Genomic DNA, 20,803 nt, shown 5'->3' with positions numbered 1-20,803 from the left:
AACCTACCTACAAAGCAGGAAATAGACACGCAGCCGGGCATATCCGCCTTGGGAGCGCTATGCGGGTTCGGCGGAGTCCACGATGTCGGCGAGCGTGATCTCGCCCAGCAGGGCGTCCTCGTGGCTGCGCAGCTGGGCCCAGATCACGGCCAGCGGCGCGGCGGCCTTCGGGAAGGGCCGGGTCGCCTGCTCCACCCCTTCGGTGACGCGGATGATGTCGGCCAGGGCGATCTCCTTGGCCGGGCGGGCGAGCCAGTAGCCTCCGTCGGGGCCGCGCTGGCTGTGGATGAGGCCAGCCCTGCGGAGCTGGAGCAGGATGTTGTCACAGAAGCGGCGCGGGATTTCCTGGGTGGCGGCGATCCATTCCGCGTGCAAAGGGCCGTCCGCCGCGGCCAGGGCGAGCATGGCGCCGAGAGCGTACTGGGTGCGGGCAGAGATTCTCATAGGCATCAATGCGTCGGGCTCGGCTCCCCCATGGGAAGCCGAGCCTGCGCGCGCGGCCTCAGGCGGAGGCCGTCTCCTCCTCTGCCGCCGCACGGACCTGCAGCTCGGACTCGACCGCTTCGACCGACTCGTTGGCCTTGTCACGGCGGTACTCGCGGACCGACCAGGCGATGGCGGCCGCCCAGATGACGGCGATGACGATGTACGCGACCGCCTGGACGCCGCCGGAGGCCTTGATCCAGTCACTGCGCAGCAGGCTGCGCACGTTGGTCAGCACGATGACGCCGCCCACGGCCGAGCCGAGGATGCGCGGCGGGATGTGCCGGACGAGCCAGGCGGCGATCGGCGCGGCGATGACGCCGCCGAGCAGCAGCACGGCCACCCAGGCGAAGTCGATGTTCTCGGAGCCGATGCCGACGAAGAAGCCGATGCTGGCGGCGATGGCGACGAGGAACTCGCTCGCGTCGACCGAGCCGACCACCTTGCGCGGGGCCAGGCGGCCGCTGGCCAGGATGGCGGGGGTGCCGACGGGGCCCCAGCCGCCACCGCCGGTCGCGTCGACGAAACCGGCCAGCAGGCCGAGGGGGGCGAGGAAGCGCCTGCGCAGCGGCTTGCCCAGGTTGCCGCGCGGCAGGCCGAAGGCGGTGAAGCGGATGAGGATGTAGACGCCCAGCGTGAGCAGGATGAGCGACATGACCGGGGCGGCGACCTCGGTGGAGAGGCTGGACAGGAACGTCGCGCCGGCGAAGGCGCCGATCGCTCCCGGGACGCCGATCTTGGCGACGACCTTCCAGTCGACGTTGCCGAAGCGCCAGTGGGAGATGCCCGAGGCGAGAGTGGTGCCGATTTCCGCGAGGTGGACGGTCGCCGAGGCGGCCGCCGCATTGGTGCCGATGGCCAGCAGAAGCGTGGTCGACGTGACGCCGTAGGCCATGCCCAGGCTTCCGTCGACGAGCTGGGCCGCGAAACCGACCAGCCCGAGCAGGATGAGCGCTCGCACAACCGCCCCTTTCCCTATCTTTCCTACTATCCAAGTAGGGTTAAGGATTTATTAGTTTCAAGATCGAGTCAAGTCATGGACTGCTCTTCGTGCACAAGCCCGTACGTCGGGGTCCGGATCGCCGGTGGCGGCGCGCAGTGCGGCGGCCACTTCGGAGTCGCGGCACGCGACTCCAGCGGGACGCCCGCGGCACCAACGCCTCCAGCGCGGCGGCCGGCCGCCGACCTGCCAAGCGGTCACCGCGAAGCCGTCGCCGCGAATCCAGGCGCCCAGCCGTAGCCCCAGCGCCGTCCGCCCCGCGCCGTCCCCGACACCGCCGTCCTCGCACCGCCACCCCCGCGTCGGCGTCCGGTGTAGCCCCGAGGCGGCCTCTCAGTGCTCGTCCACCCCGTCGCCTCAGCCTGCCGACCAGCCCCGCGAACGGCGCACGCCAAAGCACCCGCCCCCCGCGGCGAGGGGGGCGAGTGCGGCCCGTAGGTGGGCGGCGAGCTTGCCGTACCGCCGAAGGCCGCCCGAACAGTGGCGAGGCGGGGCGGGCCGGCTGGATCGCGGGGGCCTGGTCCGTCAGGCCGCCCGCAGGGGACGGAGGGCGCCGCCCCAGGCGAGGACCTGGTCGAGCACCGCGCCCAGCTTGTCCTCGTGGACGGCGGCGGGCTTGAAGTGAGCCATGTTCTCGAAGTCCGTGAAGAGTGAGAGCGACACCTGCTGCGACACGGTGGCCACGCCGACCAGGGACAGGATCGAGCGCAGGTGCTCGACGGCCCGGGGCGCGCCGTCCACCCCGTACCCGACGAAACCGGCCGCCTTGTTCTGCCACTCGGCGAACAGGAAGTCGACGCCGTCCTTGAGCGCGCCCGGGATCGAGTGGTTGTACTCGGGCGTCACGAAGACGAACGCGTCGAAGGAGGCGATCTTCTCGGACCACCGCTTGGTGTGGTCGTGCGCGTAGTCGCCCATGGCGGGGACGTTCGGCTCGTCCAGGTGGCGCAGGTCGTAGTCCTTCAGGTCCACCAGTTCGTACTCGGCGTCGCCGCGCTTGGCCGCCAGCTCGTGGGCCCACTGCGCCACCGCCTCGCCGTTGCGGCCGGGACGGGTGCTCCCCATGATGATGCCAACCCTGATCATGTCAATCGGTCCTCTCAGAGGGTCAGGAAATGCCTGACCCACAGTAGGAGCCGAGGTTGAGATATCCAATGCTTCAAAAGCTACTTTTTATACGCGAGAGTCTCCTGCCTTAGACTGGGGGCATGGACGTGCTGAGCGACGTCGTCGCCCTCATGCGTACCGGCCGCCCGACCTCCGTCCGCGTCTCCTGGCGGGCCCCCTGGGGCAAGGAGTTCCCGAAGGTGCCCGGGTCCGCCGGTTTCCAGATGGTGCTGCGCGGGTCCTGCTGGCTCATCCCGCCCGGCGGCGACCCCGTGCCGCTGAGCGTGGGCGACGTGGTCTTCTTCCCGCACGGCGACGGGTACGGCCTGGCCGACAGCCCCGGTACGCCGCTCGCCGCGCCGACCTGCAACCCGTACCTGGACACCGAGCTGTTCGCCTCGACCATCATGGGCGGCGACGGGGCCGAGACGGTCACCCTCTGCTGCGGCTACCAGCTCGACCCCACCAGGACCCACCCGATCCTGGGCGCGCTGCCCGACGTGATCCACCTGCCGACGACGCTCGGCCACCACCCCGAGCTCCGGGCCGCCGTCGAGCTGCTCGCCGGCGAGATCGACAACCCCCGGCCGGGCGCCGACACCGTCGTCACGTCCCTGCTCGACGTCCTCCAGCTCTACATCCTGCGGGCCTGGTTCGACCTGGAGTCCGAGGCGTGCAGGGACTCAGGCTGGGCCGCCGCGCTGGTCGACCCTGCCATCGGCCGCGCGCTGGACGCCATCCACCGCGCCCCCGCCCGCCACTGGACGGTCGAGTCGCTCGGCGCCCACGCCGGGCTCTCACGCGCCGGCTTCGCCCGCCGCTTCACCGCCCTCGTCGGGCAGCCGCCGCTGGCGTACCTCACGTGGTGGCGCCTGGCCACGGCGGCCCGCATCCTGCGCGAGTCCGACGTCTCGGTGGCGGAGGTGGCGCGGCGGGTCGGGTACGGGTCGGAGTTCGCGTTCGGGAACGCCTTCAAGCGGCAGTACGGTCTGGCGCCCGGGAAGTACCGCCGCCAAGTGTGCGAAGAGGCGCGTACGGCCTCCTGAGCGCGCCAGATGTGATTTGGGGGGTGGCTGGGGCACATGGGGATCAGCTACCCCACAATGGAGCAATGGCATACCCTCCGCAGCCTCCCCCGCCCCAGCCCCAGCCGGAAGGCCCGTGGGGCGCGCAAGGAGCGCCGCAGGGGTACGGCCCGCAGCAACAGCAGCAGTACGGCCCCCCGCAGCCCGGCTCCGGTCAGGGACAACCGGGATACGGCCAACCCGGACACCCGGCTCCACCCGGGCAGGGCGCCCCGCAACCTGGCTACGGCCCGCCCCCTGGGCAGGGATCTCCCGGGTACGGGCCTGGACAGGGGTCCCCTCCATCCGGATACGGCCCGCAGAGCGGGCAGGGCGGCTACGGGGCCGGCCAGGGGCAGCCGCCCGGACCGGGCGTGCCGCCGTACGGTAACCCGACTGGGCCCCAAGGGACGCTGCTGCTCCCCGCCCCAGGCCCCGTCCCAGGGCCGCCCCCTCCCCCGGCCCCACCGGCGAAGAGCACCAACGCCCTGGTCATCGGCCTGGTCGTGGGCCTGGTCTCGGTCCTCCTGATCGGTGGCGGCGTCGTCGCGTTCCTCTACATGCGCGACAGCGGCCAGAAACCGCCCGTCGCGCTGCCGACCGCCGAGCCCGTCCCCACGACCACAACCGCACCGCCGTCCCACTCCCCGTCGGACCCGCCCGCCTCCGAGCCCGCCGAGCCCTCACCGGCCCCCAGCGACACGCCGTCCAGCACCTCGAAGCGCGCGGATCCCGGCTCGCCGCTCACCGACGACGAGTTCGAGGACTGGGACTTCAAGCTGGGAGACGTGAAGCTCCAGGCCAAGAAGGTCGCCGGCTGGACCTACGACAGCTGCGACCCGGTGGACGGCAAGGGCGTGCTGGCCAAGAACGACTGTCAGCGCGCCGTCCAGCTCGCGTACTCGGCGTACGGCGGGCACATCAAGGCGGTCCAACTCGTGCTGTCCTTCCCCAGCGAGGGTGCCGCCAAGACGACGGCCACGCGCCTGGCGTCGCTCACCTCGGACGCGGTCAAGTGGCACACGGACAAGACGCACAAGACCTACGCCTACGGAAAGATGCGCTCGGGCGTGTCCAAGAAGTACCTGGTCATCACGGTCCTCACCGCGGACAAGGCCGCCAAGCCCATGGCCACGTACTACCACCAGTACCTGCAGAGCGATATCGCGAACTACTTCCTCTTCCGCGACCTCACCATCACCAGCTGATCGTCACCGCCGCCCGCGAACTGGCCGAGTCCGAGGGCCGGGACGCCGTGACGACCCGGCGCCTGTCGGAGCGCGTCGAATACAGCCGGCCGGTGCTCTACAGCCACTTCAAGGGCAAGGACGCCATCGTGCGGGAGGTGGCGATCGAGGGGTTCACGGAGCTGACGAGCAAGCTCCGAGCGGCGCGAACGGCGGGCGGCGAGCCCAAGGAGGTGCTGCGGGCGGCGTTCGGCGAGTTCGTGCTCGCGCTGGAGCCGGTGGCCGGTGAGCACCACCCGGGCGTCTTCGCCGAGGTGGTGTGGGCCGCCCTGCACGGCCAGGCCACCCTGGCCCACGACCGGCGGATCCCGGCCGAGCATCAGGGGATCAGGATCGACCTCCTCATCGACCACCTCACCCGCCCCGCCTGAACGGACCCCTCTGGGCGGATCCGGACGGCGGGCGCACACCGGCGGCATGGCATTCGACGTCGACGATCTTCTCCGCCTGTGGACCAGTCCACTCCCTCCGGCAGGCGAGGCGGAGGCGGCGTTCCGGGAGTATTACACCGACCCCGTACGGGTCAACGGCGCCCTGCACGCCCTCGACGCCGTCGCCCTCACCCGGCCCGCCTGACCCAGCGCTAAGACAGCAGCCCCAGCCGCCGTCCGGCCGCGGCCGCCTGCGTGCGGGTGGAGACCTCCAGCTTCCCCAGGATGTTGGACACGTGCACGCTGACCGTCTTCTGCGCGATGAACAGCCGTTCCGCGATCTCCCGGTTGGTCAGGCCCTCGGCGACCAGCCGCAGCACCTCCGCCTCCCGGGCCGTCAGCCCGCCGTCACCCTGACCGCCGCCGTGCCCGCCGGTCTGCACGAACCGGGCCCGCCGCCCGAACTCCAGCAGCGCGTTCGCCAGCGGCGTGGCCCGCAGCCGCTCCGCCGTCTCCCGCGCCAGGGCCCACTCCGCCTGCGCCTCCTCCCGGTCGCCGGCCGCCAGCAGCGCCTCGGCCAGCCGCCAGCGGGCCCGCGCCACCTCGTAGACGAACCCGTAGTCGAACGCGTCCACGACCCGGCGCCACAGCTCCACGTCGAGCCGCCCGTGCACGCGATGCCACTCGGCCTCCACCCGCGCGGCCCAGGCCAGCCCCTCGGGCCCCAGGTGGCCGGGCACGCCGGTGGGCCCGGAGTCGACGGCGAGGCGGGCGCGGGCGCGCAGCTCGTCGGCCCCCTCTGTGGTGCCGAGCTCAGCCAGCGCCCACAGCCCGACGGCGGCCACCCGCAGCACCCACGCGTAGCCATCGACCATCGGCGCCATGACCGCCCGCACGTGGTCGAGCGCCGTCGCGGGGTCGCCTTGCCAGAGCGCGTGCTCGGCGGCCAGGCCACGGGAGATGTACGCGGGCAGCTCGTCGTACCAGAACGGCCGCACCCAGCTCAGCCGCGCCTCGACCGCGGGCAGACCCCGCGCCACCTCGATGAACAGCGCGAACGACGACAGGGTCGCCTCCGGCAGCGTGCCCACCCGCGCGCCGAAGCCGGCCGCGACCGCCTCGGCCTGGTCCCACTCACCGGCCACGTAGTGGATCAGGAACCGCAGGAAGCGCAGGTCGGTGCCGTACGTGCTCCACTTGAGCCCGGTCTCGGACGCCATGCGGACACCGGCGTCGGCCACCTCGGCGGCCTTGGCCAGCAGGCCCTGCTCGTAGTGGATGCGGGCGTGCTGGAAATGGGCGCGCAGGTCCATCGCCAGGTCGCCGGTGCCCTCGGCGGAGGCGCTCTCGACCAGCTCGTGGGCCCTGGCCACGTCGCCCTGGTGCTCCACGTAGACGGCCAGCGTGAGGAGGGCGCCCACCTCGGCGTCCCTGGCGCCGGACGCGCGCGCGGTCTCCAGCGCCCGCGTGGTCAGGGCCTCGATGTCGCGGTGGCGCGGGCTCCACAGCAGGGTGCGGGCATGCGTGGCCAGGGCGCGGGCCAGCGCGGGCTGATCCTCGGCGCTCTCCACCGCGCGCTCCGCCGCCGCGATGGCGCCCGGCTGGTCGTCGGCTTCGTAGAGGTAATAGGCCAGGCGTTCGCTGACCTCGGACGTCGGCGGCAGGGCCTTGAGCTGGGTGATCGCGCGATGGTTGTCGCCGCTGTCGGCCGCCGACACGGCGCTGCGGAGCGCCAGCGCGAACCGGCTCTCCCCGGCCAGCTCCGCCGCGCCCTCGACCCGGTCCCACAGGCCGAGCACCTGGTCGTAGTGGCTGTGCGCCTCGGCCGGAGCCCCGAGCCGCTCGGCCAGGCGCCCCGCCTCGGCGGAGGCCGCCAGCGCCCCGGCCAGGTCATGACCGGCGAGGTGGTGGTGGGCCAGCTCGGCGGGTGAGGTCAGCAGCTTGGCGAAGGCGGCGTGCAGCCGCGTGCGCTCGCCGGGCAGCAGATCGGTGTAGACCGCCTCCTGCAGCAGGGCGTGGCGGAAGGTGTAGCCGTAGCCGTCGACCCTGAGCAGCCCGCGCGAGACGATCTCCCTGACCGCCTCCTCGAACTCCGCCAGCGGCAGCCCCGACACCTCCCGCAGCAGCTCGTCCTCCACCCGCCGGCCCGCCACGGCGGCGGCTCGCAGCACCCGCTGCCCGGCCTCCGACAGCAGCTCGACCCTGGACATCAGCAGGCTGGCCAGCCCGTCGGGCAGGCTGTCGCCCTCGGCCATCGCCGCGAACAGCTCCTCCGCGTAGAACGGGTTGCCGTCGGCGCGGGTCACGATGAGGCCGAGCTCCTGAGCGCCCACCTCCCCCATGGTGGCGACATAGTCGGACATGTCACCGGAGCCCAGCGGCCCCAGCTCGACGCCCATCACCGTGGGCAGCCGCCGCAGCTCGGCCAGCACCGAGCGGAGCGGGTGGCGCCGGTGGAGGTCGTCGGTGCGGTAGGTGCCGACCACGCAGACCCGCTCGCTCTGCACCATGCGGCTGAGGAAGACCAGCAGGTCGCGGGTGGACCGGTCGGCCCAGTGCAGGTCCTCGATCACGAACACCACCGGCTGCACGTCGGCCAGCAGACCCAGCAGCGAGCCGAACAGCCGCTGCTGGGTGAGCCCCGCCGAAGGGGCGCTCTCCATGCCCGGCAGCAGCTGGCCCAGCATGGGATGGGCGGCGGCGGCCTCGCGCACGGCGGGCTCCGCGCCGCGCAGCGCGTCGGCCAGCGGCAGGTAGGGCAGCGCGTCGCCCAGCTCGGCGCACTGGCCGACCAGCACGTGGAAACCGCGCTTGCGGGCCTCGGACACCAGCTCCGAGATCAGCCGGGTCTTGCCGATGCCCGCGTCTCCGCCGACGAGCGCCACCCCGGCCGTGCCCTCGGCTGCCGACCGCAGCACCCGCACAAGTCCGGACAACTCCGCAGAGCGCCCGACGAGAAGACCGTTCACGCCAGAAACTATGCCACGCGCCACTGACATCCCATTGGTCCAGGAAACCGGACCAAGATTGGTCCTCATCTACATACCAAAGGCATTTTACGCTGCTGTTTCGTGATCCATCCAACGACTTTTGCCCTCTTCGTCACGGCCTCGCTCGCCCTGGTGCTCATCCCCGGCCCGAATCACCTCTACATCACCGCCAGGGGCCTCTCCCAGGGCCGGGCGGCGGGCCTGGCCAGCGCGTTCGGCGTGGAGGCCGGCACGCTCGTGCACATCGCGGCCGCCGCCGCGGGCCTCTCGTACGTGATCTCGCAGTCGGCGACGCTGTTCGCGGTCGTCAAGTGGGCCGGGGTCGCGTACCTTGTCTATCTCGGCATCCGCGCGTTCACCGGCAAGGAGACGGAGGGCGTGGCGCCGCCGCCCCAGCCGCTGCGCAAGGTCTTCCTCGAAGGCGTGCTGGTCAACGTGCTGAACCCCAAGGTGGCGCTGTTCTTCCTGGCGTTCCTGCCGCAGTTCGTGCACCCGGAGGCGGGCTCGCCGGCGCTCCAGGTGGTGCTGTTCGGCCTGACGCTGCTGCTCCTGGGGCTGATCTCCGACATCGTGTACGCGTGCACCGCCGGCGCCCTCGGCACCCGGCTCACCGCCCGGGCCAGGACCCTCCGGTACGTCAGCGGCTTCGTCTACCTGGGACTGGGAGTGGCCACGGCGTTCGCCGGGAGAAAATGACCCCATGGCGCCGAGGAAACAGCAGGAGATCTTCGATGCGACGTTGCGGCTGGTGGCGGAGAAGGGCTACGACGGCCTGACCGTCGAGGGGGTCGCCGAGCACTCGGGCGTCAACAAGACGACGATCTACCGCTGGTGGCCGTCCAAGGCCGCGCTGCTGGGGGCGGCGCTGGTGGAGGCCGACGTGCTGGGGTTCGAGGCGCCGGACACGGGGAGCCTACGCGGTGACCTGGTCGCGCTGGTCGAGGGGGTGAAGCGGCTGCTCACCGAGCCGCCGTCCAGCGACATCGCCGTCGCCGCGCTGGCCGCCGCCGTCCGCCACCCCGAGCTGGACGCCCGCCGCTTCTTCGCCGACCGCTTCGCGCGGGAGCGGGAGATCTTCGAGCGTGCGGTACGGCGGGGCGAGCTGAAGGAGTCGGTCGACCCGATGCTGATCGTCGACCTGCTGGCCGGGGCCGTGTGGATGCGGGCGGTCTTCCGCGGCCTGCCCGTCGCCGACGACTTCCCCACCGCGGCGGTCTCTGCCTTGCTCGACGGGCTCGCGAGGGAGCGCCGTCGCCTGGACTGAGGAGCGGCGGGAGCGTAGCGACCAGAGCGACGAGGGAAGGCGACGGCGCCCCAGCGACCGAGCCGCCTCACGAAGTGAGGCCATGAACGCCGGCTTCTGAGAGGGCGGCTGGGATGCGGTCCAGCACCGGGTGGGGTACCAGCCCGTACGCGTAGAAGTCCACGGCGAGGGCGCCGGCCGCCTTCGCGCCCCGGGCCTTGGCCACCAGCCGGTCCGTCGAGTCGCTGTCCGGGTAGCCGGGCCGCAGCACCGCCCGCACCTCCCGGTCCTTGCCCACGGACCGCAGGTAGGCGCCCACGTCGTCGGCCACCCGAGCCGCGTCCCGCGCGTACGCGAGCACCCCGAAGGCCGGGACGAGGTCGCCCAGCGCCACCAGGTCGACCCCGAGCTGCCAGGCGTCGTGCGCCGCGAGCCCGGGCGTGGGCAGCCCGTCCGTGTAGCCCTTGACCGCGCCGGTCGAGTCGATGAACACCAGCTTGGAGCCCTCGTCGGCCACCGCGGAGGCCACCTCGGACACCAGCGTGGTGACGGTCTCGGACCGGGCCCGCGCGTAGGCCACGACCTCGGGCCCCGCGTACGCGGTGAGCGCGGCGCGGGTCACCTCCCCCTGCGCGGGCGGGTCGCCGTCGAACACGCCGCCCACGATCCTGGCGCACTCGTCGCGCGCCACTTCGGCGTTCACGCCCAGGTCGGTGGCGCGACGCATGCAGTAGTCGCAGAAGCAGAGCCCGAACAGGTACGCGTCCATCGGCCCCAGCGGCACGAACGAGCGCTGCGGTTTGAGCGGCCTGAAGTGCAGCGACTCCGCCACCACGCTGTCGACCCCGAGCCTGGCCACCGCCCTGGCCAGCGCCACCGCGTACTCGCGCACGTCGGGGTGGGCGGGGCACAGGTCGGTGAGCGAGCCGCGGTCGCCGAAGCAGTCGCGTACGGTCACGTCCGGATGCTTCGTGCCGAGCGTGGCGTTGCGCAGGAAGACCGTCCATCCGTGGAGCTTCATGGACCGCTTCGCACAAGCCTCGCGAAGCCCGTCGAGGGCGTTCAGATAGCCGGGCACGGGAGACAGGCGGAGCCCGGCGAACAAATCGGACGGCGGGGGGAAGTGCGCCCCGTCGTGGCGGATGGTCAGCCGGGACAGTCCGTGCGGGGTGACGTCGCGGGAGGCGTGGTGCACGGCGCCGACGGTGATGCCGCTCACGCCGTACGCGCTGATCCTGTCGAGCACCCGCTCGACGCCCTCGCCGCGCAGGTCCTCGACGAAGACGTACACCGAACTGTCCACAACCAGACCTTAAGCGCTCTTGTGAGCGACGAAGTCGATCTCCACCAGGATGTTCATCAGCTCGGATCCTACGGTGGTGCGAACGGGGTACGGCTGGCTGAAATAGGACTTGTAAACCTCGTTGTAGGCGGCGAAGTCGCGCTTGAGGTGCTGCAAGTGGACCGTGGACTTGATCACATCGTCGAAGCCGAGGCCGTGGGCGGCCAGGATGGCGCCGAGGTTGCGCATGACCTGGTGCGTCTGGGTGGCCACGTCGTCGCCGACGATCTCACCGGTCTGCGGGTCGAGCGGGCCCATGCCAGAGGTGTAGACGAAGTCCCCCACCACGAGGCCCTGCGAGTAGGCGCCGATCGGGGCCGCGCCTTCGGTGGTCCTGAGCTCCTTTTTCACCGTGTCTCCCTAGAAGTTGGTGGTTATCTGGCCAACGACACGGTAGTCCTGGTCCACCAGGGGCAGCACGCGCCACTTGTCGAACGCGGTGCAGGGATGGGAGATGCCGAAGGCCAGCAGGTCACCGGGCTTGAGCCCGTCGGCGCGCACGACCGTCTGCTGGTCCTGCATCTTCACGATCGTGACGCCGTCGCGGCGCGGGATGGGCAGCCCCTCGTCGTAGGGCGCGTCCCGCTTGCCCATGCCCACGATCGCCAGCCCGGGCTCGGGCGTGGACAGCACGTGCGCCCAGACCTCCAGCGCCGGGCGCAGCTCCCCGTCGATGCGGTTGAACGGGGTGCGCTCGCGGTAGTAGCCGTCGTCGTGGGTGACGTACGCGCCGCTGCGCAGCAGGATCCTGGCCTGGGTGGTGACGAGTTCGCGGCCGATCACGTCGAACCACTGGCTGCCGCCCACGGTCAGGATCGGGCTCTTGAGGCGGACGTACTCGACGGCCTCCTGCAGCAAGTCCAGATATTTCCGGACATCGTCGGCGGTCTTCAGCGCGCCCTCGTACCCGGCGACCCCGGCCAGCTCGACGCCGGGATTCTGCTGCACGTACGCCACCAGGCTCAGCAGCTGCTCCAGCGACCGGCACCCGGCTCGTCCGCCTTCGTGCCCCAGCTCCACCAACACCCGGAACGGCCGGGACGTGGCATGCCGAGCGAGAATGTCCACCCCGGCCTCGGAGTCCACGAAGCTCAGGAACTCGAACGCGGGATCCCGCTCCAGCTCGCCCGCGGCCCAGTCGAGCCCCGCGGGGTCCACGAGCTGGTTGGCCACCAGGATCCGGCCCACCCCGAACCCGCGGACCACCCGCGCCTGGCGCGGCGTCGCGACGGTGAGCCCCCAGGCGCCCGCTTCGAGCTGGAGTGCGGCGATCTCAGCGGACATGTGCGTCTTGGCGTGCGGCGCCAGCTCCATGCCGTGATCGCGGACGAAGGCCGCCATCGTCTCGATGTTGTGCTCCAGCGCGTCCCGGTGCACGACCATGAGGGGGAGTTCGAGCCCACCCGCGAAGATCTGCTGCCCGAGCACAACACCCCTTTCATCCGCGTCCGACCCTATCTCAGACCTTCGCCCCAATCATGGACGAAGCGCACGCCCCGGAGTGGCGCCGGTCAGCTCTCCCCCGGCCAGCACGCGTACCCCCGACACGAGCACGTCGTCGACCCCGGCCGCGAGCGTGCGCGGCGCCTCGTAGGTCGCCCGGTCGCCCACCGCCGCCGGGTCGAACACCACCACGTCGGCCGCGAACCCGCTCCTCACCAGCCCCCGGTCCGTCAGCCCGAAGCGCCTGGCCGGGTGGGAGGCCAGGTGCACCACGGCCTGCTCCCAGGTCCAGTCGGCCAGCTCCCGCACGTGCCGGCCGAGGAACCTGGCGAACGCCCCGAACCCCCGCGGATGCGGATGGCCGCCCACATAGATGCCGTCGGAGCCGCCGGTGTGTGCGGGATGCCGGAGCATCCTGCGTACCGACTCCTCCCCTTCCGGGCCCTCGTCGGGGCGCGCGGACACGACGCCCGCCTCCAGCCGCGTCTCCGTCAGGAGACGGCGGCAGAACTCGGCGGGCGCCGCCCCGTCCCGCTCGGCCGCCGCCACGATGGTCAGGCCCTCGGCCCACTCCATCCCCGGGGCGTGCGAGACGGTCAGCCGCGGCCAGACGGCGTCGAGCGTCGGCCACCAGCCGTCCAGCTCGTCCGACGCGATCATCTCCAGCGCCCGGTCGGTCTCGGCGCCCGGCACGGAGCCGGGCAGCACGACCATGGCCAGGATCGTGTTGCCGCGCAGGTAGGGGTAGGTGTCGAAGGTGAGGTCCACGCCCTTGCCGAGCGCCTCCTCGACCAGCGGGAGCAGCACGTCCGCGGGGCCGTGCAGGTGGGAGACGTGCACGGCGGCGCCGGAGCGCTCGGCGATGTCCATGACCTCGGTCATGCCCACGCCGGCCTGGGGGCCGTACGCGCGCATGTGGGTGACGTACGGGAGGCCACCGAGCGGGGCGCACAGGGCGGCCAGCTCCTCGGCGGTGGCGTAGCGGCCGGGGAGGTATTCGAGGCCGGTCGACAGGCCGACCGCCCCCTCCGACAGGCCCCGCTCGACGTGCCGCAGCATGGCCGCCAGCTCGTCGCGGGAGGGCGGCTCGGGCGAGGGCCCCATGACGTCGTAGCGGATGGTGCCGTGCGGGAGGAGGTACGCGCTGTTCAGCGCCACGGCGCGGTCGTAGCCGCCGAGCAGCTCGCCGACGGTCAGCGGCCCGTCGGCGGCGACCCGGCCGTTGACGGTCAGCGGGCCGTTGACGGCGGCGAAGTAGCGGGAGGCGTAGGCGACGGTGGCGGCCGAGCCGGGGGCGAAGGACAAACCGTCCTGCCCCAGCACGAACGTGGTCACCCCCTGCCGGAGCGCCGCCCGCTGGACCGCAGGGTCGAACACGGCCGCGTCACCGTGGGCGTGACAGTCGACGAAGCCGGGCGCGACGAACCGCCCCGTCGCGTCGATCACGGTCTCCGCCTCGGCGCCGCCCAGCCTCCCGATCGCCGCGATCTTGCCGCCCGCGACCGCGACGTCCGCCCGGTACGGCGGGGCACCCGTCCCGTCGAGCACCCGGCCGCCGTTGATGACTACGTCGAACCTCACACCAAGATTCAATCAGAGCCGCGCGAATACGCCGGAGGGCATTGCACGGACTTGTCGATCGGCCGGGCGGCCAGCACGGCCCGGGCCCGTGCCCGGTCGAGGTTCCAGCCGTTCCAGGGGTCGGGGCGGGCCAGGCCGTTGGCCGCGACCACGTCGGCCAGCACGCAGCTGCGCTGCGGCTCCGGCAGCTTGTCCAGCGCCGGTACGGCCTCCGCGCCGAGGTCGCCCAGGTAGTCGGAGTCCAGCTTGGTCACGCCGCGCACCTCGACCTGCGTGTGGGCGACCTGGAGGTCGGGGTTCACGATGGCGAACGCGCCCAGGCCCAGCCCGGTCACCAGCACGACCGTACGCGGCAGCCAGCCGGAACCCCGGCCCAGGAGCCGCGCCGCCCCCGCCAGCAGCACCAGCGCGAACAGCGTGCCCAGCCACCACACCGTGGCCTGCACGGACAGGCGCAGCCTGGACAGGCCGTACGCCTCGGTGTAGAGGTTCATGCGGTGCAGGGCAGAAGCCAGCACCACCATGGTCAGCCCGCACAGCACGCCGAGCAGCACGGCCAGCAGCCAGCGTTCGCGCCGCTCGACCTTGAGCATCCCGCTGGCGACCGCCACGATGCCCAGCACGAACACGCTGACCACCACGAGCTGGAAGAACCCCTGCCTGGCGTACTCGGCATAGGTGAGCCCGGCCGTCTTCAGCACCCAGGTGTTGCCGCCGAACAGCGCCGTGATCTGCACCGCCACGAACGAGGCGAACAGCAGGTTCACCGCCGTGAGAGGCACGATCCAGACGCTCCTGCTCACACTGAACTTCGGCTCCGGCCCCACGGGGTCGACCACCGGCCTGAGCGCGACCAGCACCACGGCGGCCAGCAGCACGGCGAACAGCGCGAACAGGAAGATCCGCACCGGCGCCGACTCCGCCCAGTCCGGCGCGGTCGTCAGCCGTTCCAGGAAGGAGGCGAACACCGCGTCCGCCGAGGCGAACAGCAGCCCGAACACCAGGAGGAGCACAGCCGTGATGCCCAGCGCGGCCAGCATCGGCAGGACGCGCCGCTTGGCGGACAGCTTCTTCAGCGGCTGGGCCAGGAACCACGGCACCGGGCCGAGCGCGAGCATCACGGACACGCCGCCCCTGATCACGCCGAGCCACCCGGCCCCGGCTCCCGACACGGCCAGCGCGCCCAGACCGGCCCCCGCCACGAGCAGGATCGCGACCAGCCAGTCGGCGTCGCGCACCGCCGCCATCGAGATCAGGAAGTACGCCGTCAGCCCGAACGCCACCGTCCACGGCGTCATCCGCCGCAACACGGCAGGCAGCGCCGCCGCGCCCAGGACCATGGCGACCAGCACGATCCCCAGGCCGACCTGTGCCTCGGGCAACGCCACCGCCGCGAACACCCCGGCCCCGGCCGCCGCGGGCAGCAGCCAGCGGGGCGAGTCGGGCAGCTCGGGCCTGGGGAAGAGGGGCGGCGGCACGTAGGGCGGCGGCCCTCCCTGATTCCGGTACGGCGCCGGAACCGGCGGGCTCCCCGCACCCGGGTGATTGCCCGTGGTGTGGGCCGCGGCCGGACTGCCCGCTGCCTGGCCCGCGGCCGGACTGCCCGCTGCCTGGCCCGCAGCCGGACTGCCCGCCTGGCCCGCGGACGGGCCGCCCATCGTCGGAGCCATGGGCGCGCCGCCTGTCGCCCGGGCCGCATGCGGTTCGCCCGCGCCCTGAGCCGCCGGTGGATAGCCCGCCGCCGCTTGGGCCGCCGACTGGTACGCCGCGACCTGCGCCGACTGGTAGGCCGCCACGGCCGCCCGGCGTCCGGACCCGGCCCCCATCCCCGCGCCGACCGCGCCCATGAGCGCGGTGCACATGACGAGCGTGACGAGGGCCATCCCGTCGCTGACGGCCACGCTGACGAGCACGGCGGCGAACAGGCCGGTCATGAACCCGACCAGCACCCCGACGACCGCACCCCCGATCATCCTGACGAACGGGCTGCCCACCGACGGCCCCGCCGGCACCCCAGCCCCACGCCCAGCGCCCCCCGCGACAACGCCACCGGCGGACGCGCCCACTCCTGCTGCGGGCCCTGGGGGCGCGCCCGCTCCTGCCGCAAGCCCGGGAGCCGCGGCGGCGCCTGCCGCCTTCTCACCTTCGGCGGCGTCGCGGCCGGGCGTGGCGGCCGTGCCCAGGGCCGCGAGCGCCGCGAGTCCGGCGGCACTCTCATCGGCGGCACCACGTCCAGCCGCGACATCGGCAGACGCACCGGCCATCGCCGGCGCCCCAACATCGGCAGACGCACCAGCCGTCACCGGAGCCGCAACACCGGCAGGCGCACCGGCCAACGCCGGAGCCGCAAGCCCGGCAGCGGCGTCACCGTCGGCCACCGCCCCCGCCGTCTTGGCACCGTCCTCGGCCGAGGCGGCGGCCACCAGATCCCCCTCTGCGGCGCGATCGCGAGTCTCGGGACCCGGCGTCGTCGAGGCCGTGACGTCCAGGGCCTCCGGCAGGTGCTCGGTCCCCGCGCCCCGCTCGCCACCGTCCAGCGGCACATCCGCCATCGTCGTCCTCCCTGGTAAATCGACCACCATGCGACATCCCGCACAGTCGTCGATGCGAATGGAACCCCCGTGCAGCTCGACGATCTCCTTCACGATGGCCAGCCCCAGCCCGGCGCCCCCGGAGTCGGCCGCCCGCCCGGCGTCGAGCCGGGAGAAGCGCTCGAACACGCGCCCCCTGGCCGCGACCGGGATCCCCGGCCCCTGGTCGGCGACGGCCAACCGCACCCCGGCCCCCTCCGCCGCGACGGTCACGGTCACCACCCCGTCCGAGGGGCTGTGCCGTACCGCGTTGTCCAGGAGGTTCGCCAGGACCTGCGCCAGCAGGTCGGGGTCGGCGCGCACCACCAGGTCGGCGGGGGCCGACGCCCGGATCACGACGTCCTCGCGGGCCAGCGCCCCCTCGCGCACCGCCTGCTCGACCAGCGGCGCCAGTTCGATGGCCTCGGGCTCGATCAGGCGTACGCCCGAGTCCAGCCGCGACAGGTCCAGGAGCTGGGCCACGAGGCGGCCGAGCCGCTCGGTCTGGGCGAGCGCGGTCCGCATGGTCACGGGGTCAGGGGCGGAGACGCCGTCCACGACGTTCTCCAGGACCGCGCGCAGGCCGGTGATGGGAGTGCGAAGCTCGTGGCTGACGTTCGCGATGAGCTCGCGCCGCTGCCGGTCCACCTCGCCGAGGTCGGCGGCCATCGCGTTGAACGCCCTGGCCAGCTCCCCGACCTCGTCGCGGGACGTGGCGGTGACGCGCAGCCCGTACAGGCCCTTGGCGATCGTCTGGGCGGCGCTGGCCATCTGGCGCAGCGGCTTGGTCATCCCCATGGCCAGCAGTTGCACCATGATCAACGCCAGGACCACGGCGACCGCGATGCGTACCTCGCGGGACAGGCCCGAGTTGAGCCCGACCTCGTTCACCACGAACGCGGTCCCCACGGCCAGCACGATCACGATGCCGAGCTTGACCTTGATGCGGCCGAGGAAGTCGAGCGGCCTCATCGGCGCACCAGGGCGTAGCCGACGCCGTGCACCGTGCGCACCACGTCGGAGCCCAGTTTGCGGCGCAGCGCCCGGACGTGGCTGTCGACGGTCCTGGTCGCCGCCGCCTCCGAGAAGCCCCACACGTCCGACAGCAGCCGGTCCCGCTCGAACACCTGCCCGGGGCGCTCCGCCAACCGGCGCAGCAGGTCGAACTCCGTCCTGGTGAGCTGCGCCTCCACGCCCCCGACGAACACCCGGCGGGCCGCCGTGTCGATCTCCACCTCGCCGACCCTGATCACCGTGTCCTCGGCCGCGAGCTGGGCCGCCCGCTCGACCCTGCGCAGCAGCGCGTGGATCCTGGCCACGAGCTCGCGCATGCTGAACGGCTTGGCCAGATAGTCGTCGGCCCCGACGCCGAGCCCGACCAGCACGTCGGTCTCCTCGCCGAGCGCGGTCAGCATGAGCACGGGCACCGGCCTGGCCGCCTGCATCCGGCGGCACACCTCTAACCCGTCGAGCCCCGGCAGCAGCCGGTCGAGGATCACCAGGTCCGGTTCCGCCTTGCCGTACTGGATCAGGGCATCCTGCCCGTCGCCGGCCACCCTGACGTCGAAGCCCTCGGCGGCCAGCCGGTTCCGTACGGCCAGCGCGATCGTCTGATCATCCTCGACCACGAGGATGCGTCGCTGCTCTGCCACGTACGAAAGCCTAGAAGCGGCCTGTGCAGACGACACTCCTAAATTTGTGCACATACAGTGCAGACTTGGCTGGTGAACACAGCCGGATACCTCCGCCGCATCGGCCTGCCCAGCCTCATCAACGCCCCCACCAGCGCGGAGAACCTGCGGGCGCTCCATGCCGCGCACCTCGAAAAGGTCCCGTACGAGGCGCTGGAGATCTGGCTCGACCGCCCCACCACCGTCGATCCCGTCGAGTCCGCCGAGCGCATCATCGGGGGGCGCGGCGGCTACTGCTACCACCTCAACGGCGCGTTCTCCGAGCTGATCAGGTCGCTGGGGTACGACGTGACCAGGCACGTCGGCGGGGTCCAGATCCGCGGCAACGAGCCCGGCATCACCGCCAACCACCTGGTGCTCACCGTGCGCGGCCTGCCGTCGGAGGACAATCCGGGCGGTGGGTGGCTGGTCGACCTCGGGCTCGGGGACGGGTTCCACGAGCCGCTGCCGCTGGTGGAGGGCACGTACGAGCAGGGGCCGTTCACGTACGTCCTGCGCCCGTCGGAGATCGCGCCGGGCGGCTGGCGGCTCGAACATGATCCGAGCGGCTCTTTCGAAGGCATGGACTTCGACCCGGCCCCCACGGACATGTCGGCGTTCGTCGATATGCACCGTCATTTGACGACGTCACCGACGTCCGGGTTCGTGCGCATCGCCACCGTCCAGCGGCGCGACGCGTACGGCGTGGACAGCCTGCGCGGGCTCATGCTGAAGCGCATCGGCGGCCGGACGCTCTCGGTCACCCTGGACAACGCCCGCGACTACTACGCGGCGCTGGCGGACATCTTCCTGCTCCCGCTCACCGACGTGAGCGGCCCGGAGAAGGAGAAGCTGTGGCGCAGACTGTACGAGGCGCATGAGGCCTGGCTGACCAGTGACGCGACGTGACAGCCTTGCGCTATCGTGCACCTCGACATGGGTGAGACCCGGAAGCTGGCCGGTCGCTACCGGCTGCTGAATCCCCTGGCCGCGGGCTCCGTCCGGCTGGCCTTCGACGAGTCGGAGCACCGCGATGTCACGGTCAGGGAGCTGCGGGTTCCGGCCGAGCTGCGCGACGCCGCCCTGGAGGAGGCCCGCCGCGCGTCCGGGCTCCGGCACGCCTCGATCGTGCGGGTGCTCGACGTGGTGATCGAGGACCAGACGCCGTGGCTGGTCATGGAGTTCGTGTCGGGGGCGTCGCTGGAGCAGACCGTACGCGCCCGCCGCCCGCTGCCGGTCGCGCAGGCGGCCAGGATCGGCGTCTGCGTCCTGTCCGCCCTGACGACGGCGCACGAGGCCGGGATCGTCCACGGGCGTGTGGAGCCCGGCAACGTCCTGCTCACCCCGACGGGCCGGGCGGTGCTCACCGGCTTCGGCTTCCCCAGCCTCAGCATGCTGCCCTCCGCGGACCTGTGGTCCCTGGCCGCCACACTGCACTTCGCGGTGGAGGGCCGCCCGCCCGGCCAGGTGCCCGCGGAGGGCGCGGACCCGCTCAGGACGTTGGTCAGAGCCATGCTGCACCCGGCGGGGCCACCGGCGATGGACGTGATCCGCGAGACCCTGGACCTCCTGGCCGTGAGCCGACCGCTGGACGTGATCATCGGGCTGTTCGGGCCGCTGCCGATCCCCGTGGTGGCCACGATGGGGCTCGCCCTGATCGACCAGCTTCAGGCCGGGGAGGAGTTCCACGGCGGGATCCAGCCCGGCAACGTCCTCATCGACGCCCGGGGCCGGGCCCATCTGACCCCGCTGCTGAGGTCGGGAACGCTCCCGGCCTACACGGCCCCGGAGGCCTCCGCCACCCTGGCCGCCGACCTGTGGTCCCTGGGCGCCACGCTCTTCACCGCCGTCGAGGGCGTGCCGCCCTCGCCCGGCGCGCCGCTGACCAGAGCGGGCGCGCTGGCTCACGTGCTGTTCCGCCTTTTGTCCGGCAATCCGTTGGAACGTCCCACTCCGGATGAGCTCCGCCGCGACCTCGAGTTGGTACGGCGCGTCCCCAACATTTGAGATACATCGCGAAACGGAACCAAAGCGATGGCTCACTCGTTGGACAGGCGACGCAGAATGTGGGAGAGGCGGGGCACGCGCTCCGTGTTCGGAAGAGGCTCGGAGGAAGTTGAGTATGTCGCCAATCCAGAAGTACGCCATTGGCGCAGGCGCCGCGGTTCTGCTCTCGCTGATCTTCTTGCCCGGGTGGATCACCCTGCTGGTCGTCCTCGGCGTGATCGCCGCCCCCGTGGTCGGCTACCTGATGCTCGACCCGTCGCAGCGCGAGCGGCTCAAGAGGGCCCGCAGGCGCGGCATCGGCCACTGAACTCCGCGCGGCGGGGGCCGGACGAGGCCTCCGCCGCGGGCTCAGGCGTCCATCGCGGGCTCAGGCGTCCGCCGTCGCCGCCGCCTGCTCCGTCTGCACGCGCTGGGTCACCCGGCGCTCGATGTAGAACGACAGGAACGGCACCGTGCCCCCGACCATGACGCCGAGCATGTACTGCCACGTCCAGCGCGCCTTCATGCCCAGGTTCATGACCGCGACCAGGTAGAGCATGTAGAGCCCGCCGTGGATGGGCGCGATGACCTTCGACAGCGTCGGGTCGCCGAAGCCGTAACGCACCACCATGGCCACGCAGAGCACGAGCAGCATGCACCCGACCACGTACGCGAGCACCCGGAAGGGCTTCAGAGCCGATTCCAC

The 20,803-nt window shown here is 72.2% G+C and carries 20 protein-coding genes; 9 read left to right on the top strand and 11 right to left on the bottom strand.

The genetic code is table 11. From position 1 onward, the window contains the following. Positions 1 to 57 precede the first annotated feature (57 nt). The 3 genes from ACIBI9_RS14165 to ACIBI9_RS14155 all read right to left on the bottom strand — a co-directional run bounded on the left by ACIBI9_RS14165 (position 58) and on the right by ACIBI9_RS14155 (position 2,569). Entirely contained in the window at positions 58 to 444 is a 387-nt protein-coding gene (locus ACIBI9_RS14165; RefSeq protein WP_397222413.1) for an RrF2 family transcriptional regulator, read from the bottom strand. A 58-nt stretch (positions 445 to 502) separates the two neighbouring features. Next, entirely contained in the window at positions 503 to 1,444 is a 942-nt protein-coding gene (locus ACIBI9_RS14160) for a sulfite exporter TauE/SafE family protein (RefSeq protein WP_397222412.1), read from the bottom strand. A gap of 564 nt (positions 1,445 to 2,008) precedes the next feature. Continuing rightward, on the bottom strand, positions 2,009 to 2,569 hold the full coding sequence (locus tag ACIBI9_RS14155; RefSeq protein WP_397222411.1) for an NADPH-dependent FMN reductase: 561 nt from the start codon (positions 2,567 to 2,569) through the stop codon (positions 2,009 to 2,011). A 122-nt stretch (positions 2,570 to 2,691) separates the two neighbouring features. Here ACIBI9_RS14155 and ACIBI9_RS14150 point away from each other — a divergent pair, with 122 nt between their 5' ends. The 4 genes from ACIBI9_RS14150 (at position 2,692) to ACIBI9_RS14135 (ending at position 5,477) form a co-directional block, all read left to right on the top strand. Then, positions 2,692 to 3,636 (top strand): AraC family transcriptional regulator, encoded by a 945-nt coding sequence (locus tag ACIBI9_RS14150; RefSeq protein ID WP_397222410.1) that lies wholly within the window; start codon positions 2,692 to 2,694, stop codon positions 3,634 to 3,636. Positions 3,637 to 3,701: 65 nt separating this feature from the next. Then, positions 3,702 to 4,862 (top strand): hypothetical protein, encoded by a 1,161-nt coding sequence (locus ACIBI9_RS14145; protein WP_397222409.1) that lies wholly within the window; start codon positions 3,702 to 3,704, stop codon positions 4,860 to 4,862. Then, complete coding sequence (locus ACIBI9_RS14140; RefSeq protein ID WP_397222599.1) at positions 4,859 to 5,272, top strand: TetR/AcrR family transcriptional regulator; 414 nt, start codon at positions 4,859 to 4,861, stop codon at positions 5,270 to 5,272. The genes ACIBI9_RS14145 and ACIBI9_RS14140 overlap by 4 nt, the downstream gene beginning before the upstream one ends. A 46-nt stretch (positions 5,273 to 5,318) precedes the next feature. Then, positions 5,319 to 5,477: a hypothetical protein gene (locus ACIBI9_RS14135; protein ID WP_397222408.1), complete on the top strand. Its 159-nt coding sequence runs from the start codon at positions 5,319 to 5,321 to the stop codon at positions 5,475 to 5,477. A 7-nt stretch (positions 5,478 to 5,484) separates the two neighbouring features. Here ACIBI9_RS14135 and ACIBI9_RS14130 read toward each other — a convergent pair whose 3' ends face one another. After that, on the bottom strand, positions 5,485 to 8,241 hold the full coding sequence (locus ACIBI9_RS14130) for an ATP-binding protein (RefSeq protein WP_397222407.1): 2,757 nt from the start codon (positions 8,239 to 8,241) through the stop codon (positions 5,485 to 5,487). A 102-nt stretch (positions 8,242 to 8,343) separates the two neighbouring features. On the opposite strand from ACIBI9_RS14130, the gene ACIBI9_RS14125 reads away from it, so the two are divergent. Both ACIBI9_RS14125 and ACIBI9_RS14120 read left to right on the top strand, forming a co-directional pair. Next, the gene (locus ACIBI9_RS14125; protein WP_397222406.1) at positions 8,344 to 8,958 is read left to right on the top strand and encodes a LysE family translocator; all 615 of its coding nucleotides are present in this window, start codon (positions 8,344 to 8,346) and stop codon (positions 8,956 to 8,958) included. A 4-nt stretch (positions 8,959 to 8,962) separates the two neighbouring features. Then, the gene (locus tag ACIBI9_RS14120; protein ID WP_397222405.1) at positions 8,963 to 9,526 is read left to right on the top strand and encodes a TetR/AcrR family transcriptional regulator; all 564 of its coding nucleotides are present in this window, start codon (positions 8,963 to 8,965) and stop codon (positions 9,524 to 9,526) included. Between the two features lie 67 nt (positions 9,527 to 9,593). On the opposite strand, the gene ACIBI9_RS14115 is transcribed toward ACIBI9_RS14120, so the two are convergent. Genes ACIBI9_RS14115 through ACIBI9_RS14090 form a run of 6 tightly spaced genes read right to left on the bottom strand, consistent with a single transcriptional unit; the run spans position 9,594 to position 18,093 of the window. Next, complete coding sequence (locus ACIBI9_RS14115) at positions 9,594 to 10,808, bottom strand: hypothetical protein (protein WP_397222404.1); 1,215 nt, start codon at positions 10,806 to 10,808, stop codon at positions 9,594 to 9,596. Between the two features lie 9 nt (positions 10,809 to 10,817). Then, complete coding sequence (locus ACIBI9_RS14110) at positions 10,818 to 11,198, bottom strand: RidA family protein (RefSeq protein ID WP_397222403.1); 381 nt, start codon at positions 11,196 to 11,198, stop codon at positions 10,818 to 10,820. Between the two features lie 9 nt (positions 11,199 to 11,207). Further along, a complete protein-coding gene (locus ACIBI9_RS14105) occupies positions 11,208 to 12,275 on the bottom strand; it encodes an alanine racemase (RefSeq protein WP_397222402.1) in 1,068 nt (355 codons plus the stop codon). A 48-nt stretch (positions 12,276 to 12,323) separates the two neighbouring features. Then, on the bottom strand, positions 12,324 to 13,871 hold the full coding sequence (locus ACIBI9_RS14100; protein WP_397222401.1) for an amidohydrolase family protein: 1,548 nt from the start codon (positions 13,869 to 13,871) through the stop codon (positions 12,324 to 12,326). Between the two features lie 8 nt (positions 13,872 to 13,879). After that, positions 13,880 to 17,413 carry a DUF4153 domain-containing protein gene (locus ACIBI9_RS14095; RefSeq protein WP_397222400.1) on the bottom strand — a complete coding sequence of 1,178 codons (3,534 nt, stop codon included), beginning with the start codon at positions 17,411 to 17,413 and terminating at the stop codon, positions 13,880 to 13,882. Further along, entirely contained in the window at positions 17,410 to 18,093 is a 684-nt protein-coding gene (locus tag ACIBI9_RS14090; protein ID WP_397222399.1) for a response regulator transcription factor, read from the bottom strand. The genes ACIBI9_RS14095 and ACIBI9_RS14090 overlap by 4 nt, the downstream gene beginning before the upstream one ends. 72 nt (positions 18,094 to 18,165) lie before the next feature. Between ACIBI9_RS14090 and ACIBI9_RS14085 the strand changes: the two genes are divergently transcribed. The 3 genes from ACIBI9_RS14085 to ACIBI9_RS14075 all read left to right on the top strand — a co-directional run bounded on the left by ACIBI9_RS14085 (position 18,166) and on the right by ACIBI9_RS14075 (position 20,425). Beyond that, positions 18,166 to 19,020: an arylamine N-acetyltransferase gene (locus ACIBI9_RS14085; protein ID WP_397222398.1), complete on the top strand. Its 855-nt coding sequence runs from the start codon at positions 18,166 to 18,168 to the stop codon at positions 19,018 to 19,020. Between the two features lie 27 nt (positions 19,021 to 19,047). Then, on the top strand, positions 19,048 to 20,118 hold the full coding sequence (locus ACIBI9_RS14080; RefSeq protein WP_397222397.1) for a protein kinase: 1,071 nt from the start codon (positions 19,048 to 19,050) through the stop codon (positions 20,116 to 20,118). Between the two features lie 115 nt (positions 20,119 to 20,233). Then, complete coding sequence (locus tag ACIBI9_RS14075) at positions 20,234 to 20,425, top strand: hypothetical protein (RefSeq protein ID WP_397222396.1); 192 nt, start codon at positions 20,234 to 20,236, stop codon at positions 20,423 to 20,425. A gap of 60 nt (positions 20,426 to 20,485) precedes the next feature. Here the strand turns inward: ACIBI9_RS14075 and ACIBI9_RS14070 are convergent, their stop codons facing one another. Continuing rightward, entirely contained in the window at positions 20,486 to 20,803 is a 318-nt protein-coding gene (locus ACIBI9_RS14070; RefSeq protein ID WP_185071107.1) for a DUF3817 domain-containing protein, read from the bottom strand.

This window comes from Nonomuraea sp. NPDC050451, assembly GCF_044458585.1.
This window is presented reverse-complemented; position numbering and strand designations above follow the sequence as displayed.

Excerpts from the sequence above, each read along its gene's own strand:
- ACIBI9_RS14145 (WP_397222409.1), top strand. The coding sequence starts at position 3,702 with ATGGCATACCCTCCGCAGCCTCCCCCGCCCCAGCCCCAGCCGGAAGGC.
- ACIBI9_RS14165 (WP_397222413.1), bottom strand. The coding sequence starts at position 444 with ATGAGAATCTCTGCCCGCACCCAGTACGCTCTCGGCGCCATGCTCGCC.
- ACIBI9_RS14135 (WP_397222408.1), top strand. The coding sequence starts at position 5,319 with ATGGCATTCGACGTCGACGATCTTCTCCGCCTGTGGACCAGTCCACTC.
- ACIBI9_RS14155 (WP_397222411.1), bottom strand. The coding sequence starts at position 2,569 with ATGATCAGGGTTGGCATCATCATGGGGAGCACCCGTCCCGGCCGCAAC.
- ACIBI9_RS14080 (WP_397222397.1), top strand. The coding sequence starts at position 19,048 with ATGGGTGAGACCCGGAAGCTGGCCGGTCGCTACCGGCTGCTGAATCCC.
- ACIBI9_RS14120 (WP_397222405.1), top strand. The coding sequence starts at position 8,963 with ATGGCGCCGAGGAAACAGCAGGAGATCTTCGATGCGACGTTGCGGCTG.
- ACIBI9_RS14095 (WP_397222400.1), bottom strand. The coding sequence starts at position 17,413 with ATGAGGCCGCTCGACTTCCTCGGCCGCATCAAGGTCAAGCTCGGCATC.
- ACIBI9_RS14075 (WP_397222396.1), top strand. The coding sequence starts at position 20,234 with ATGTCGCCAATCCAGAAGTACGCCATTGGCGCAGGCGCCGCGGTTCTG.
- ACIBI9_RS14150 (WP_397222410.1), top strand. The coding sequence starts at position 2,692 with ATGGACGTGCTGAGCGACGTCGTCGCCCTCATGCGTACCGGCCGCCCG.